This is a genomic window from Micromonospora sp. NPDC002296 (genome assembly GCF_040296145.1).
In the GTDB taxonomy this organism is placed as follows: Bacteria; Actinomycetota; Actinomycetes; order Mycobacteriales; family Micromonosporaceae; genus Micromonospora.
Map to the genome: position 1 here is coordinate 125,397 of NZ_JBEOWQ010000010.1, position 14,474 is coordinate 139,870.

Consider the following 14,474-nt stretch of genomic DNA (forward strand, 5'->3'; position numbering starts at 1 on the left):
AGCGGATGCTCTTACTTGATCGGAGACAGCACCACTTGACGGAGGATTTCGTTGACGACGCTCACGAGAGGTGCGGTGGCGTCGATTACGTTGGCGTTTCTCGGAATATCCTCCTTCGTTCGATGCAACCGCGCAATGAGTTCGCGTTCCGCCTGTCTTCCGCCCCACTCATTCTCCGGCCGCCCGCCAAGCCGCCGCTCCAGGTGTTCAAGTCGACTTCAAACGACGAAACACGCCGATCATCGCGCTGCACCCTCCCGGCCTGACTGGTCACGGCTCTCATAGGCGGCGCGGGAGCCGCAGACGTCGGCGCGGGAGCACATGGAGCGCGAGCCGTCAGCGTCCAGGCGGACGGTCACCGCGTCTCTCGGGACGCTGTGGCCGACCACGCGGCCCTCCCCTTCCGGCGTGGTGACGCGGGCGCCGATCCCCGGAGCGGACTCCTGGAACTTGGAGTACAAAGGATGCTCGTACTTCAGGCAGCACATCAGCCGGCCACAGGCGCCGGAGATCCGCAGCGGGTTCAGCGGCAGATCCTGGTCCTTGGCCATCCGGATGGTGACCGGCTCGAAGTCGGTGAGGAAGGTGGCGCAGCACAGGTCCCGGCCGCAGGAGCCGATGCCGCCCTGCACCCGGGCGGAGTCCCGGGCGGAGAGCTGGCGCAGCTCGACCCGGCAGTGCAGGGTCGCCCCGAGGTCGCGGACCAGGGAGCGGAAGTCGACCCGGTGCGGGGCGGTGAAGTAGATCGTGGTGCGGTCGCCGTCGGTGCCGAGGACGTGGTCGACGGCGACCACCTTCATCGGCAGGCTGTGCTCGCGGATCAGCCGCTTCGCGGCCACCTTCGCCTCGGCCTTGCGCCGCCGCAACAGCTCGTCGCGGCGCAGGTCGTCGTCCCCGGCGAGCCCGGCCAGTTTGGGGAAGGCGTCGGTGTCCTCACCGACCCACTGCGCGGCCCAGACGCACTCCGCAACCTCGGGACCGTCGTCGGTGGGCACCAGCACCCGGTCACCCACCTGCGGGCGGAACTCGCCCGGGTCGAGGTAGTAGAGCCGCCCGTACCGGTTGAAGCTGACCGCGCAGAGCATGCCCATGCCCTCACCCTACGGCGGGATGACCGCCACCACCCACCCCGCCGGTCGCCATCCGGTCACTCGACGCAGCTATTCATGATCGTCGGCAGGCGCGCCGCCGTGGCCGCGCCAGCACCGGCAGCGAGCGCGGGCGGGTCAGCGGCCGACCCGGGTGACGGTGTCGTAGCGGGTCGGCCCGCCCGCCGGCCCGCGCCAGGTCGTCTCCGCCAGGCTCGGCGACCACTGGCGCAGCAGCGTCTCCGCGCCGTCGTAGGCCACCCCCAGCACCGAGAGCACCCGGTACGCGACGTCGGCCGCCGCGAGCGGGCCCACGGCGCCGGCCTCGGCCCCCGGCGCGGCGGCGGCGCGGACCCGGACCGCCTCGGCGGAGCCGAGCACGTCGGCCAGGGCCCGGGCCAGCGCGAGCCGGCTGCCCTCCACCCAGTCGGCGAGGGCGTCCGCGTACCCGGCCGTCGCCTCCAGCCGACCCACCAGGCTCTCCGGGCCCTCGTCGAGGTGGCGCAGCAGGGTGGAGCGCGCCTGGTCGTACGCGGACGCGGCCGGCCCGGACCAGGCGGCGGGGTCGGTGAGGGCGTGGCAGACCTCGTCGTACCCCTTGACGAGCGCCCGCACCGCGTGGCCGGCGTCGGCCAGCGGCGCCGGATGCAGTTCGAGGAAGCTCCGCACCGCCTCGCCCGGGAGCACCTGCATCCGCCGCAGCAGCGGCCAGAGCCGGTGCCCGTCGGGGGCCCCGCCCGCGAGCAGCGTGTCGACCCGGCCGAGCAGGTCGAGGCCGGGCTCGGCGAGGCGGTCCAGGGCGTCCATCAGAACTCCCGGCGCAGCCGGCGTCGGGCCGTGTCGTCGACGCCCGCGTACCGGTCGGCGGCGCCCCGGACGGCGGACGCGGCGGCGGACAGCCGGCTCGCGGCGATGGTCGCCTCCCGGGCCCGGTCGCCGGTCGCCTCGGTCCACCGCTGGTGCAGCGCCCGGCCGATCTCGCCGGGCCGGCCCGGGACGTGCGTGCCGAACGCCGGGTGCGGCGGGTCGGCGGCGGTCACCGCGCGGGCCAGGACGTCGAGGGTGGCGCTCGCCTCGTCCAGCCGGGCCGCGAGGGCGCGCAGATCGTCCATCTCAGGCCCCCGCCAGCGGTCGGTACGCGGCGAACGTCTCGTTGTGCAGCTTCTCCCGGGCCCACTGGGCGGCGTCGGCGGCGGCGGTCACCGCGGCCCGCACCGAGCCGGCGACGTCCCGGGGATGGCGGCTGTGCAGCGGGCCGAGGAACCGCACGTCGGTGATCCGGCCGCCGGCGGTGACCACCACCTCGACCAGCCCGTCCGGGGAGCGCACGGTGACCTCCACGGTCGCTACCGCCTGGTCGAACTCGGCCTGCAACGACTCGATGCGGCGGTAGCGCCGCACCGCCTCCTCGATCCAGGCCTCGTCGATCTCCCCCCGAGGCATCGCGGACTCCTCCCGGCAGTGCACTCACTGAGTGTGCCGCCACCGTCACCGCGGCATACGGGACCGTACCGCACACCAATCGCGCCTGTCGATGACCTGTGGACCGGGCAGGGGTAGTGAGGGGTCAGCCCTTCCAGAGGGTCAGCATCATCGCCTCCACCGCGATCCGCGGCTTGACGTTCGCCTCGATGGCGGCCCGGCACTCCACCACGGCCTCCAACCGGCGCAGCGATCCCTCGGCGTCCCACCGCTGCGCGCCCGCCTCGGCCAGGGCTGCGGTGTCGGTGTGCACCGGGGCGACCGGCGCGCGCAGCGCCGCGGTGAGCGCGTCGCGGTAGAAGCCGGCCAGGTCGACCAGGGCCCGGTCCAGGGCGTCCCGCTGGGCCCGGGTGGCTCGCGACTTCTGCCGCTTCTCCAGTTCCTTGAGCTGACCGGCGGCCCCGCGCATCGCGCCGGCCGCGCCCCGGCCGGTGCCGCCCGCGCCGAGCGCCGTCTGCAACGCGGCCCGCTCGGCGGCGTCGCTCTCCGTCACGGCGGCCTCGGCCTCCGCCTCGGCCGCCTCGATCAGCGCGGACGCCGCGTCGAAGGCGGCGCCCACCCCGGTCAGCCGGCGCGGCACCGCGAGCACCGCGTCGCGCCGGCTGCGGGCCTCCGGGTCTCCGGCGAGCCGCCGGGCCCGGCCCACGTGTCCCTGCGCGGCCGCCGCCGCCCACCGCGCCACGTCCGGGGCGACGCCGTCCCGGCGGACCAGCACCTCTGCCACCGCCTCGGGTGCCGGCTGCCGCAACGGCAGGACCCGGCAGCGCGACCGGATGGTCACCGAGACGTCGTCCGGGTGGGTGGACGGGGCGCAGAGCAGGAAGACCGTGCGTGGCGGCGGCTCCTCGACGGCCTTGAGCAGCGCGTTGCCGGCCGCCTCGGTGAGCCGGTCGGCATCGGAGACGATCACCACCTGCCACCGCCCGCCGGACGGGGTGCTCGCCGCCCGGAGCACCAGGGCGCGCATCTCGCCGACGCCGATGGAGAGCCCCTCGGGCACCACCAGCCGGACGTCGGCGTGGGTGCCGGCGAGCGTGGTGTGGCAGCCCTGGCACTCGCCGCAGCCGGTGCCGCGCAGGCACTGGAGGGCGGCGGCGAAGGCGCGGGCGGCCACCGAGCGCCCCGAGCCGGGCGGCCCGGTGAGGATCCACGCGTGGGTCATCCCCGACTCCTGGTCGGCCCCACCCGCCCCCTCGGTGGCCTCGGCCTCGGCGGCCAGGGCGTCGGCGTCGTCGGGGTCGACCGGACCGGCGGTGGCCGCCGCGTGGACGGCTGCGGCCCCGCGCAGCACGGCCGCGGCGGACGCGGCGGCCCGGCGCAACGTGTCGACGACGTCGTCCTGCCCGACCAGATCGGCGAAGACGTCGGGCATCAGGTCCGGCGCTCCATCGTCACCAGCTCCGTGTCGGATAACTCCGGCTGCACCGAGGTGTCCGGCCCATGGGCGGGACGGGGGTGCACGATGCCGGCCGGGTCGACGAGGAACTCCCCCACCCGCCGGGCGACCAGCTCGGCGGTCTCCCCGACCGGGCGGGACGCGTCGAGCACCAGGTACCGCTTCGGGTCGCTCGCCGCGAGGTCGAGGAAGGCGTACCGGACCCGCTCGTGGAAGGCGACGGACTCGGCCTCCAGCCGGTCGACCCCGGCGCTGCGCGACGCGACCCGGGACAGGCCGGTGTGCGGTTCGACGTCGAGCAGCACCACCAGGTCGGGCTTGAGGCCACCGGTGGCCCAGGAGGAGAGCCAGGAGACCTCGTCGACGGGCAGCGTCCGCCCGGCCCCCTGGTACGCCAGCGACGAGTCGACGTACCGGTCGCTGATCACCACCGCGCCCCGGACGAGCGCCGGCCGGACCACGGTGGCGACGTGGTGCGCCCGGTCCGCGGCGTAGAGCAGCGCCTCGGCGCGCGGCGACGGGGCCTCGACGGTGGTGCCGAGCAGCAGCGAGCGGATCCGCTCGCCGACTTCGGTGGCGCCCGGCTCCCGGGTCACCACCACCTCCCGGCCCTGCCCGCGCAGCCGCTCGGCGAGCGTGGCGAGCTGGGTCGACTTGCCGGCGCCCTCGCCGCCCTCGAAGACCACGAAGAGCCCGCTGGAGACGAACTTCTCGGCCGGCATCAGCGGGCGGCCCCGGATCGACCCCCACAGGTCGGCGAGGACCGGCACGCCCTTCTTGTCGTCCATCTGGCCGAAGGCGCTGATCCCGGCGAAGATGCCGGCGGCGCCCGCGGCGAGCAGCAGCAACCGGGTGGACGAGATGGAGATGCCCAGGTCGGCGATGGTCAGCTTGCGGGAGCCGCCGACGCCGACCAGCAGGCTGCTCAGCGCGATGGCCAGGATCAGCACCAGCCGGGTACCGATCTGCACCACCGCGAAGACCCGGCCGCGCACCTCGTCGGCGACCTCACCACCGAGCAGCGTGGTGCCGGCGAGGAAGGCCATCCCGGCGCCCGCGCCGACCAGGATCGCGCCGAGCACCGCCATGGACAGGTGGATGGCGAACGCGAGCACCAGCACGGACGCGCTGGCCAGCACGATGCTCATCCCGAACCAGCGCCGCCGGGACATGTCCCGGACGATCATCGGGCCGAGCCCGATGCCCACGGCGAGGCCGACGAACATCGCGCCGAAGAGCAGGTAGAAGGCGGCGTCACCGGCGCCGAGCGAGGCGGCGAAGAACTTCGCCGTGCCGATCACGATCCCACCGCCGGCGAACGCGCCGAAGATGCCGAGCACCAGGCCGCGCACCAGCGGGGTCTGCCCGATGTACTTCCAGCCCTCGGTGAACTGGTGCCGCATGCCCTGTTCGGTGCGCTCCGCCTCACTGGCCTGTGTCTGGCTGATCTCCTTGATCCCGAACGCGACCACCAGCGCGGTGGCCAGGCGGGAGAACGCGTTGAACCAGAGTGCGATCTGGGCCGGCTCGGACCAGGACGGGATCTCGCCGCCGGTCACGCCCCGGATGCTCCGGTCGAGCACGGCCAGGCCGAGCGCTGCGGCGATCGGGGTGAGGCCGTACGTGGTGATCAGGGTGAGCTGGTTGGCCGCCTCCAGCCGGGCGCGCGGGATGAGGTTGGGAACCGCGGCCTCCTTGGCCGGGATCCAGAGCAGGGTGATGGTCTCGATCAGGAAGGTGGCTACCGCCGCCCAGCCGACCACCAGGCCGCCGCTGACCCCGGTGAGCGCGAACAGCGGGATGGAGGCGAAGAGCAGGAAGCGCAGCAGGTCGCAGATGACCATCGTCCAGCGCCGGTCGAACCGGTCGGCGAGGACGCCGGCCACCGGGCCGAGGAGCAGCGCGGGCAGCAGCCGGATCGCGATCAGGGTGCCGAACGCGGCGCCCTGCGCGGTGCTGCCCGAGACCTGGGCGGCGGCGAAGACGGAGGTGGCGAGCAGACCGAGCCAGTCGCCGAAGGAGGCGGCACCGAGCACGATCCAGAGCCGGCGGAACGGCCGGATGCGCAGCACGGAGCGGATCGCGGCGGCCCCGGACCGGTCGGCGGCCTGAGCCGTGGCCGCGCCGCCGGGCCGGCCCCCGGTCTCGTCGGTGTCGGTACCCTCGGGCCGGTCGCCGGAGGGCGACACACCGGGCGACTCGCCGTTGTTCTGGCTTTCGATGGCCGTACCTCCACGTGCCGGCCCAACGCTGGGCAGTCCCGGTGCAACACTCTAGTCCCGGCCGGGGTCCATCCGTCCGCGACATTGCCTGCTCGCCGAGCCTAGGCCGCCCACACCACCGGCCGCAGTCAGGCATACGCGAGGGTATTTCGCATTGACCGTTTGACAGTTAGCGTGCACACGTGGCCACCGAAAGCGACAAACTTCGCGAGCGCCTGAACCGGGCGACCGCCAACCTCGACCCGCCGTACGCGGTGGTCGACCTGACGGCGTTCGACGCCAATGCCACGGCGCTGCTCCCACGCGCCGGCGGCAAGCCGATCCGGGTCGCCAGCAAGTCCGTGCGTGTCCGTGAGCTGCTCGGCCGAGTGCTGGGCCGGCCCGGCTGGGCGGGGGTGATGGCGTTCACCCTGCCCGAGGCGAGCTGGCTGGTCCGCACCGGCGTGACCGACGACGCGCTGGTGGCGTACCCCACGGCCGACCGGGGGGCGCTCGCCGAACTGGCCGGTGACGAGGAGCTGGCCCGGTCCGTCACCCTGATGGTCGACTGCATCGACCAGCTCGATCTCATCGACGCGGTCCGTCCGCCGGGGCGTCGCGCGCCGCTGCGGGTCTGCATCGACCTCGACGCCTCCTGGCGCCCCCTGCGCGGGCGGGTGCACGTCGGGGTGCGCCGCTCCCCGGTGCACAGCGCCCGGGCGGCCGGCGCGCTCGCCGCCGCCGTCGCCGCCCGGCCCGGCTTCCGGCTGGTCGGCCTGATGTCGTACGAGGCGCAGATCGCCGGGCTGGGCGACGCCCCGCCGGGGCGGGCGGCGCTGGCCGCCGCGATCCGGGTGGCCCAACGCGGGTCGTACCGGGAACTGCTGGCCCGCCGGGGCGCGGCGGTGGCCGCGGTACGCGAACACGCCGAGCTGGAATTCGTCAACGGCGGCGGCACCGGCAGCGTGGCGGCGACCAGCGCCGACCCCGCGGTCACCGAGGTCACCGCGGGGTCCGGCCTGTACGGGCCGACGCTGTTCGACGCGTACCGCGCCTGGCGGCCCACCCCGGCGGCGTTCTTCGCCTGCGCGGTGGTCCGCCGCCCGGCGCCCGGGCTGGCCACGGTGCTCGGCGGCGGCTGGATCGCCTCCGGCCCGGCCGAGGACACCCGCCTGCCCGCCCCCTGGCTGCCGACCGGGCTGAAGCTGCTCGGCGCGGAGGGGGCCGGCGAGGTGCAGACCCCGCTGGCCGGGCGGGCGGCGGACGACCTGCGGCTCGGTGACCTGGTCTGGTTCCGACACGCCAAGGCCGGTGAGCTCTGCGAGCACGTCAACGAAGTGCACCTGGTCGAGGGGGACCGGGTGGTGGGCAGCGTCCCCACCTACCGGGGGGAGGGCCACGCCTTCCTGTAGCCGCCCGAGCGGCCCAGCAGGTGGGCCGCCCCGGCGGTCGGGATCAGGAGGAGGTGCTGGGAGCGGGGGCGCCGTCGGCCGGGACGGTGACGTGCCGGTGCAGGTACTCGCGGATGAGCGCCTTGGCCTCGGCGAGCACCCGCTCGTCGCCCTCGGGGTTGCGTCGGAACGCCAGCTTGATCAGGGCGTCCGAGGCCTCGACGGCGATCTCCAGGCAGAACCGCAGGCGTGGCTCGTCGGTCATCCCGAACCGTTCGGTGAGCACCCGGGCCAACTGGTCGGCGATCACGCCGTTGTTGTCCCGCTGCTCGTCGAGCAGGTGCAGGTCGACCACGTCACCGAAGTGCAGGGTGCGGAACCCCGGGACGGTGCGGTGCATGGTGATGTACTCGTCGATTCCCGCGTCGACGCCGTCCCACCAGTGGCTCAGGTCGTCCGAGGCGAACCGCTCGTCGAGACGCTGAAGGTAGGACTCCATCGTGCGCAGCGTCAGCGCCTGCACGATGGCCCGCTTGTCCGGAAAGAACTGGTAGACCGACCCGATCGCAACCTCGGCGCGCTCGGCGAGCAGGGTGGTGGTCAGCCCCTCGTACCCCACCTCGTCGACGAGTTCGGCACAGGCGTCCAGCATTCGCTGGACCCGCGCCACGCTTCGACCCTGAACCGGTACCCGGCGCAGCGGCCCGGTCGTGGCGGCTGGTGTGGACACTCGGCCACCCCCCTTCGACGGATGAACATATCTGCACGTCACGAGTGTGTGACTACCGGTACAACGAGCGGACCTCGATTGCGGTATTTACCAGGCACAACGTTCCTGATATGAAGACAGTTCATATTCACGTCGAGGAGCGCGCATGGCCCGCACCGCACCGCTCAGCAGCGCCGCCTGGACCAACTGGGCCGGCAACCAGCGCAGCACCGCCACCGCCATCCTCCGCCCTCGCACGGTCGCCGACGTCGCCGAGGCCGTCCGGGCAGCCGGAACGGCCGGCGAACGGATCCGGGCGGTCGGCAGCGGCCACTCCTTCACCCCCGTCGCCCGCACCACCGGCCGCCGGATGGAACTGACCGAACTGGACACCGAAATACTGATCGACCGGGATCGACTCCTGGTCACGGTACCGGCCGGGATGCCGCTGCACCGACTCAACACCCTGCTCACCGCCAACGGGCTGGCCATGCCCAACCTCGGCGACATCGACGCGCAGACCATCGCCGGGGCGATCTCCACCGGCACCCACGGCACCGGGGCCGCATACGGCTGCCTGTCGACCTTCGTCGAGGCGCTCACCCTGGTCACCGGCACCGGCGAGGTGCTGCACTGCTCCGCCGAGCAGCACCCGGACGTGTTCGCCGCCGCCCGGGTCTCCCTCGGCGCGCTCGGGGTGCTGACCGAGGTGACCCTACGCTGCGTGGACGCCTTCACCCTGCGCGCCCACGAGCGGCCCGCCCCGCTCGCCGAGGTGCTGTCCGACCTGCCGGCCCTGATCTCCGCCCACGACCACGTCGAGTTCTACTGGTTCCCGTACACCGACCGGGTGCAGGTCAAGGTCAACGACCGGACGCCGGCCGACGACCGGCCGCTGCCCGGCTGGCGCGGCTGGCTGGACGACGACTTCCTGGCCAACACGATCTTCGCCGGCGCGTGCCGGCTCGGCCGGGCCGTGCCCACACTGGTGCCGACGATCAGCGCGGTCTCCGCCCGGGCACTCACCGAGCGCACCTACACCGGCCGCTCCGACGCGGTCTTCTGCACCCCGCGCCGGGTCCGCTTCGTGGAGATGGAGTACGGCCTGCCGCGCGCCGCCCTGCCCGAGGCGCTGGACGCGCTGCGCCGGATCGTAGACGGGCTCCCGTTCAAGGTGCTCTTCCCGGTCGAGGTCCGGTTCACCGCCCCGGACGACATCTGGCTGTCGCACGGGTACGGGCGCGAGTCGGCGTACATCGCCGTCCACCAGTACGTCGGGATGCCGTACGAGCCGTACTTCCGGGCCTTCGAGCAGGTCGCCGCCGGGCTGGGCGGCCGTCCGCACTGGGGCAAGCTGCACTGGCGCGACGCGGCGTCGCTGGCCCCGGCGTACCCGAGGTTCGCCGACTTCCAGGCCGTCCGCGCCCGCCTGGACCCGGCGGGCATCTTCAGGACCCCCCACCTGGACACCCTCTTCGGCGCCTGACCCTGTGCACAACGTTGAGATCTTGGAAGGAAACGGCCCCCGGAAGGGCCGTTTCCTTCCCAGATCTGGGCACAAGAGCGTCAGTCGGTGGGGGTGGTGGCCTTCTTCGGGGGGGTCTTCTTCGCCGGGGTCTTCTTGGCCGTCGACCTGCTGGCGGTGGACTTCGCGGCCGTGGACTTCGCGGCCGTGGCCTTCTTGGCTGCCGTGGCCTTCTTCGCGGGGGCCTTCTTCGCCGGGGTCTTCTTCGGCGCCGGGCCCTTCGCGCGCTTCTCGGCCAGCATCTCGGAGGCTTCCTCGATGCTCAGCGCCTCCGGGGTCTGCCCGCGCCGCAGGGACGCGTTGAACTCGCCGTCCGTCACGTACGGGCCGAACCGGCCGTCCTTGATGACCATCGGCTTCTCGGTCAGCGGGTCGACGCCCATCTCCCGCAGCGGGGGCGCGGCGGCCCGGCGCTGGCGGGTCTTCGGGGCGGCCAGCAGGGCCAGCGCCTCGTCCAGCGTGACCGTGAACATCCTGTCTTCCGAGTCCAGCGAGCGGAACTCGTCACCCTGCTTGACGTACGGGCCGTAGCGCCCGTTGTTGGCGAACACCTCGACGCCGTCCGGGGCCGTCCCGACCAGCCGGGGCAGGCTGAGCAGCTTCAACGCCTCGGCGAGGGTCAGCGAGTCCGGCGACTGCGAACGCAGCAGGGACGACTTGCGCTCGCCGCTGGCCACGTACGGGCCGTACCGGCCGGACCTGAGCAGGATCGGCTCCCCGGTGGTCGGGTCGTCGCCGAGTTTGCGCTCGCCGCCTCCGCCGAGGAACAGCTCCTGCACCTTCTCCGGGGTCAGCTCGTCCGGGGCCAGCCCCTCGGGGATCGGCGCCCGGTCACCCTGGCCGCCGCCGCCCTCCTCGCCCTCCGCCTGCGCCGCCGGCTCGCCGCCGGGCAGTTCCCGCTGGAGGTACGGCCCGTAGCGCCCGACCCGGACGACGACCTCGCGCCCCTCCTCGTCGGTGAAGAGCGGGATCGAGTTGACGCTGCGCGCGTCGATCTCGCTGAGATTCTCCGTCACCAGCTTCTTCAGCCCGCCCGCGTGGGCGATGGCCTGGTCGCCGGTGCCGTTGGGGCTGCCGAAGTAGAACCCGGTGAGGAAGTCGACGGCCGCGTGCTCGCCGCCGGCGATCTCGTCCAGCTCGTTCTCCATGCTGGCGGTGAAGTCGTAGTCGACCAGCCGCGGGTAGTGCCGCTCCAGCAGGCCGATCACCGCGAACGCCACGAAGGTCGGGATGAGCGCCTGGCCGCGCTTGATCACGTACCCGCGGTCCTGAATCGTCTGCATGATCGACGCGTACGTGGACGGGCGGCCGATGCCCAGCTCTTCCAGGGCCTTGACCAGCGACGCCTCGGTGTAGCGCGACGGCGGCTGGGTGTGGTGCCCCTGCGCGGCCAGCTGGTCGGCGGTCAGCGGCTGGTCCTTGACCAGGTTCGGCAGCCGGCGCTCGGCGTCCTCGGCCTCGGCGGTCTCGTCGTCGGACGACTCGACGTACGCCCGCAGGAAGCCCGGGTCGGTGATGGTCTTGCCGGTCGCGCCGAAGTCGGCCTCCTCCTGCGCGGAGGACACCGCCCGGATGCGCACCGAGACGCTGGAGCCGACCGCGTCGGTCATCTGCGAGGCGATGGTGCGCCGCCAGATCAGCTCGTAGAGCTTGAACTCCTCGCCCGACAGCTCCTTGGCCACCTCGCCCGGGGTGCGGAAGTTGTCCCCCGCCGGGCGGATCGCCTCGTGCGCCTCCTGGGCGTTCTTCACCTTGCCGGTGTAGCGGCGCGGCTCCGGCGGCACGCTGCGCTCGCCGTACAGCTCGACGATCTGCCGGCGGGCCGCCGTGATGGCGGTCTCCGACAGGTTCACCGAGTCGGTACGCATGTAGGTGATGTAGCCGTTCTCGTAGAGCCGCTGCGCGGTGCGCATCGTCTGCTGGGACGAGAGCCGCAGCTTGCGGGCCGCCTCCTGCTGGAGGGTGGAGGTGATGAACGGCGCGTACGGGCGGCGGCGGTAGGGCTTCTCCTCGACCCGGGTGACCGTGAACGGCCGCCCCTGGAGGCGGGCTGCGAGCCCACGTGCGCCGCCGGAGTCGAGGTGCACCACGCCCGCCCCGGGCCGCACCCGGCCGGTGGTCGGCTCGAAGTCCTTGCCGGTCGCGATCCGGTCGCCGTTCAGCGCCACCAGGGTGGCGTTGAAGGTGCGCGGCCCCTCGCCCGGCTTCGCCACGGCCAGGGTGGCCAGGATGTCCCAGTACTCGGCGGTGCGGAACGCCATCCGCTGCCGCTCCCGCTCGACCACGATCCGGGTCGCCACGGACTGCACCCGGCCCGCCGAGAGCTTCGGCATGACCTTCTTCCACAGCACCGGGGAGACCTCGTAGCCGTACAGGCGGTCGAGGATGCGCCTGGCCTCCTGGGCGTCGACCAGGTCCCGGTCGATCTCGCGCGGGTTGGCCACGGCGGCCTGGATCGCCGGCTTGGTGATCTCGTGGAACACCATCCGCTTGACCGGCACCTTGGGCTTGAGGGTCTCCACCAGGTGCCAGGCGATCGCCTCGCCCTCGCGGTCCTCGTCCGTGGCCAGGAAGATCTCGTCGACCTCCTTGGCCAGCTTCACCAGCTTGCTGATCTGCTGCTTGCGGTCGGGCGAGACCACGTAGAGGGCGTGGAAGCCGTTGTCGACGTCGACGCCGAGGCGGGCCCACGGCTCGCCCTTGTACTTGGCCGGCACGTCGGCGGCGTTGCGGGGCAGGTCGCGGACGTGACCGAAGCTGGCCTCCACGACGTACCCCGGGCCGAGGTAGCCCGAGATCGTCTTGGCCTTCGCCGGTGACTCGACGATGACCAGACGGGTGGTCCTGGCGTTGCTCGGCACGTCTCCTGCGACCTCACTCCTGCTCGTGGCCGGCCGGGTCCGAGGCGCGGACCACCCTCGGTCCGCCGGAACCGCCGGCGGTCCGGATGTCCAACGTAACGCGCCGCCCACGTCTCGGGTTTCGCGGGCGGCCAACCGCCCACTTGTTTCCTGGACACCGCTGATTTCCTGGACACCGCTGACGGTCTTGCCGGACGGCGCCACCGTACACCGTGGGTAGGGTCCCGAGCGGGCCACTGTGACGATGCCGCCCCCTCGGCCGATGACTCACCAGCCCGTTCGCGCGGGAAACCGACGGCCGAACTGTCCCCCATCGGACAACCGACCACGCCTCACGTGCCCGCCCCGCCGCCGGTCAAGGACCTGCGGTGGGCCGCTGAGGGCCGATTCGCCGCTTTTGCGAGGCCCGCCGCACCGGGAGTGGGGATCAGGGATGGTGGGGCCAGGCAAGGGGTGGGGCGGTGGAGGGGGGATCACCGATCAGGTCGGCCAGGCGGGCCAGGCGGCGACGGCCGGTGATCCGGTACGCCGGCCCGCCCGCCTCCGCGTCGAGCAGCGCCGCCGGCAGGCCGACGGCGGCCAGGGCGGCGCCGACGGGCTCCCGGCACGCCTCGTCGTTCACGCCGAGGCGGAGCAGGAATCCGGGCGGGTCGGACTTCCCGGCGGCGGCCACCCAGAGCCGAAGCCGGCGGCCGTTGAGGTGGAACCCGACGGGTGGCCGCTTCACCGGACCGCCGCCGACAACCGGGCCGCGGGCAGCCGTGGCGAGGGCAGCCGGGTCGAGGGCCGGCGGGGAGGGGGCCGGCGGGGAGGGGGCGGCCGGGTCGAGGGCCGGCGGGGAGGGGGTGGCAAGGGCAGGGGCCGGCGGGTCGCGTAGCCAGGCGAGGGCCAGCGGGGCCAGCGTGCTGGCGTACGAGGTGCGGACCAGGTGCTGCTGGTCAGCGGTCGCCTCCCAGGTCGCGGCAAGCCCGCACCGGGCCAGCTCGGCGACGAGCACGTGCACCCGCCAGGCGGCGTCCACCACGATCGACAGCCGCGCGGTGCCACCCATCCGGACCATCTCCCCCGGACCGGCGAGCAGGCCCGCCAGATCGGCGACGGACGGGTCCGCCGCCTCGGCGCCGAACAGGGAGAGCTGCCGGACCGGGTCGGGTGGTCGGTCGGGGGACGTCAGCGGCACTCCGGGACCTCGTCGAAGGCCTCTTTGAGTTCCTCGGAGCCGAGCCGGCTGGTGTCCAGGGCGCCGGCGTCGTACTCCTTGTTGAGCGTGTCCACGGCGGCGCGCACGCCGTCGTAGAAGGCGGTGGGATCGCCGGCGCCCAGGCCGCCGATGGTGCCCCGGGCCCGGCCGTACGCGTCGCGCACCTTGGCCAGCGACGCCTGGAAGCCCTGCGAGATCTCCTCGCCGCGGTCGGTCTCCGGGACGCCGGCCTCGTCGACCTTGCGGCGGGCCGTCTCGCTGGCCTGCTCCGCGCCGCCGAAGAGCCGCACCAGGTTCTCCTTCGCCTGTGCCGGGGTGGTCTGCGCGGTCATCTGCTGCTGGGTGCTGCTGGTCAGCTTGTTGATCTCGGCGCGCCACGGGGTGAGCGCCTCGCACACCGACGCCGCCCAGGCCCGGGGGCTTGGGCCGCCGCCGCAGGCGGTCAGCGTCAGGACGAGCGTGGCGAGGACCACCGTGAGCTTTCCGGCGGTCGCCGCCCGGCACGTGCGCATGCGAAGCAGCGTACGGCCTCCGCGCCGATGTGCCACCGCTCGGTTTGCCGGACCCCGACCACCGGCCGGCCCGGACGGGAGCCGACCGCCTGCTGATCTCGCTGACGG

The 14,474-nt window shown here is 73.5% G+C and carries 12 protein-coding genes; 2 read left to right on the plus strand and 10 right to left on the minus strand.

What is annotated here, in order from left to right; all coding sequences use genetic code 11:
- Positions 1-239: 239 nt before the first annotated feature.
- The 6 genes from ABT023_RS11550 to tmk all read right to left on the minus strand — a co-directional run bounded on the left by ABT023_RS11550 (position 240) and on the right by tmk (position 6,224).
- Positions 240-1,091 carry a PSP1 domain-containing protein gene (locus ABT023_RS11550; RefSeq protein WP_350884246.1) on the minus strand — a complete coding sequence of 284 codons (852 nt, stop codon included), beginning with the start codon at positions 1,089-1,091 and terminating at the stop codon, positions 240-242.
- A 135-nt stretch (positions 1,092-1,226) separates the two neighbouring features.
- Entirely contained in the window at positions 1,227-1,895 is a 669-nt protein-coding gene (locus ABT023_RS11555; RefSeq protein ID WP_350884248.1) for a hypothetical protein, read from the minus strand.
- A complete protein-coding gene (locus ABT023_RS11560; RefSeq protein ID WP_350884250.1) occupies positions 1,895-2,200 on the minus strand; it encodes a type VII secretion target in 306 nt (101 codons plus the stop codon). The genes ABT023_RS11555 and ABT023_RS11560 overlap by 1 nt, the downstream gene beginning before the upstream one ends.
- A gap of 1 nt (position 2,201) precedes the next feature.
- Positions 2,202-2,531 (minus strand): YbaB/EbfC family nucleoid-associated protein, encoded by a 330-nt coding sequence (locus ABT023_RS11565; RefSeq protein ID WP_350884252.1) that lies wholly within the window; start codon positions 2,529-2,531, stop codon positions 2,202-2,204.
- Positions 2,532-2,655: 124 nt separating this feature from the next.
- Positions 2,656-3,942 (minus strand): DNA polymerase III subunit delta', encoded by a 1,287-nt coding sequence (locus ABT023_RS11570; protein ID WP_350884254.1) that lies wholly within the window; start codon positions 3,940-3,942, stop codon positions 2,656-2,658.
- Positions 3,942-6,224 carry a dTMP kinase gene (tmk, locus tag ABT023_RS11575; RefSeq protein WP_502890651.1) on the minus strand — a complete coding sequence of 761 codons (2,283 nt, stop codon included), beginning with the start codon at positions 6,222-6,224 and terminating at the stop codon, positions 3,942-3,944. Before tmk ends, ABT023_RS11570 begins: the two co-directional genes overlap by 1 nt.
- A gap of 146 nt (positions 6,225-6,370) precedes the next feature.
- Here tmk and ABT023_RS11580 point away from each other — a divergent pair, with 146 nt between their 5' ends.
- On the plus strand, positions 6,371-7,579 hold the full coding sequence (locus ABT023_RS11580; protein WP_350884256.1) for an amino acid deaminase/aldolase: 1,209 nt from the start codon (positions 6,371-6,373) through the stop codon (positions 7,577-7,579).
- A gap of 43 nt (positions 7,580-7,622) precedes the next feature.
- On the opposite strand, the gene ABT023_RS11585 is transcribed toward ABT023_RS11580, so the two are convergent.
- Entirely contained in the window at positions 7,623-8,210 is a 588-nt protein-coding gene (locus ABT023_RS11585) for a TetR/AcrR family transcriptional regulator (RefSeq protein ID WP_350884341.1), read from the minus strand.
- A 223-nt stretch (positions 8,211-8,433) separates the two neighbouring features.
- On the opposite strand from ABT023_RS11585, the gene ABT023_RS11590 reads away from it, so the two are divergent.
- Positions 8,434-9,753, plus strand: coding sequence for a D-arabinono-1,4-lactone oxidase (locus ABT023_RS11590; protein WP_350884258.1), 1,320 nt, complete (start codon positions 8,434-8,436; stop codon positions 9,751-9,753).
- Positions 9,754-9,833: 80 nt separating this feature from the next.
- On the opposite strand, the gene topA is transcribed toward ABT023_RS11590, so the two are convergent.
- The 3 genes from topA to ABT023_RS11605 all read right to left on the minus strand — a co-directional run bounded on the left by topA (position 9,834) and on the right by ABT023_RS11605 (position 14,366).
- Positions 9,834-12,653, minus strand: coding sequence for a type I DNA topoisomerase (gene topA, locus ABT023_RS11595; RefSeq protein WP_350884260.1), 2,820 nt, complete (start codon positions 12,651-12,653; stop codon positions 9,834-9,836).
- Positions 12,654-13,080: 427 nt separating this feature from the next.
- Complete coding sequence (locus ABT023_RS11600; RefSeq protein WP_350884262.1) at positions 13,081-13,833, minus strand: hypothetical protein; 753 nt, start codon at positions 13,831-13,833, stop codon at positions 13,081-13,083.
- Complete coding sequence (locus ABT023_RS11605; protein ID WP_350884264.1) at positions 13,824-14,366, minus strand: hypothetical protein; 543 nt, start codon at positions 14,364-14,366, stop codon at positions 13,824-13,826. Before ABT023_RS11605 ends, ABT023_RS11600 begins: the two co-directional genes overlap by 10 nt.
- Positions 14,367-14,474 lie beyond the last annotated feature (108 nt).

Coding starts and splice junctions, on each gene's coding strand:
- ABT023_RS11550 (WP_350884246.1), bottom strand. CDS start 1,091: ATGGGCATGCTCTGCGCGGTCAGCTTCAACCGGTACGGGCGGCTCTAC.
- ABT023_RS11555 (WP_350884248.1), bottom strand. CDS start 1,895: ATGGACGCCCTGGACCGCCTCGCCGAGCCCGGCCTCGACCTGCTCGGC.
- ABT023_RS11560 (WP_350884250.1), bottom strand. CDS start 2,200: ATGGACGATCTGCGCGCCCTCGCGGCCCGGCTGGACGAGGCGAGCGCC.
- ABT023_RS11565 (WP_350884252.1), bottom strand. CDS start 2,531: ATGCCTCGGGGGGAGATCGACGAGGCCTGGATCGAGGAGGCGGTGCGG.
- ABT023_RS11570 (WP_350884254.1), bottom strand. CDS start 3,942: ATGCCCGACGTCTTCGCCGATCTGGTCGGGCAGGACGACGTCGTCGAC.
- ABT023_RS11585 (WP_350884341.1), bottom strand. CDS start 8,210: ATGCTGGACGCCTGTGCCGAACTCGTCGACGAGGTGGGGTACGAGGGG.
- ABT023_RS11590 (WP_350884258.1), top strand. CDS start 8,434: ATGGCCCGCACCGCACCGCTCAGCAGCGCCGCCTGGACCAACTGGGCC.
- ABT023_RS11605 (WP_350884264.1), bottom strand. CDS start 14,366: ATGCGCACGTGCCGGGCGGCGACCGCCGGAAAGCTCACGGTGGTCCTC.